Here is a 940-nt window from a genome sequence, read left to right on the forward strand (position 1 = left end):
TATAGTGAATACAGCACCACCATCACCAACGCCCACCAGTTACAGTTGATGGCACTGGACCTGAACGCCGACTACCGCGTGACCCGCGATATCGATGCCAGCGCCACCGCCGGCAGCGATCTCAGCGACATGTGGAGCACAGCGGGCTTTTCGCCCATTGGCAACACCTCGACGTTTTTCACCGGCACCTTCGCCGGGCTGGGCCATACCATCGACGGGCTGACCATCGCCCGGCCCGGTCAGAGTTATATCGGCCTGTTTGGCGCCACAGACAGTGCGATGCTTCGCGGTATCGGCCTTAGAGAGATCAACATAACGGGCCACAATCACGTTGGCGGGCTGGTGGGGCACCCTTTCCGCAGCGATATCGCCGACAGCTACGCCACCGGGCAGGTAACGGGCAACGGTACTGTTGGCGGGCTGGTGGGGGGCGCTAACCTCAGCAATATCGCCGACAGCTACGCCACCGGGCAGGTAACGGGCAACGATACTGTTGGAGGGCTGATGGGGGTCGCTAACCGCAGCGATATCGCCGCCAGCTACGCTACCGGGCAGGTAACGGGCGATACTTTCGTTGGCGGGCTGGTGGGGCTCGCTCTCAACAGCAGCGATATCGCCGCCAGCTACGCTACCGGGCAGGTAACGGGCAACAATTCCGTCGGCGGGCTGGTGGCGGTCGCTGCCAACAGCAATATCGCCGCCAGCTACTTCGCGACCACCGATGCCGATGGCAATCCCATCAATACCAACCTGAACACCCTTGGCACCGGTAGGACCTGGGATCAGTTGACCCAACTGGATACCTTCGTCGGTTGGGATATCGACGGCCAGGGCGGCACCGATACGGTATGGCGTATTTACGAGGGGCATACCACGCCGCTGCTGCGCGGCTTCCTGACGCCTGTCACGGTGACGGCCAACGATGCCACCGCCACCTAGC

General features: G+C 62.2%; 1 protein-coding gene. It reads left to right on the plus strand.

Going from position 1 to position 940, the window contains the following annotated elements:
• Positions 1-939: GLUG motif-containing protein (locus tag HP566_RS02065; RefSeq protein WP_284041273.1), on the plus strand; the 939-nt coding region annotated here is incomplete at its 5' end.
• Position 940: the final 1 nt, after the last annotated feature.

It is taken from the genome of Vreelandella olivaria (assembly GCF_023507745.1).
In the GTDB taxonomy this organism is placed as follows: domain Bacteria; phylum Pseudomonadota; class Gammaproteobacteria; order Pseudomonadales; family Halomonadaceae; genus Vreelandella; species Vreelandella olivaria_A.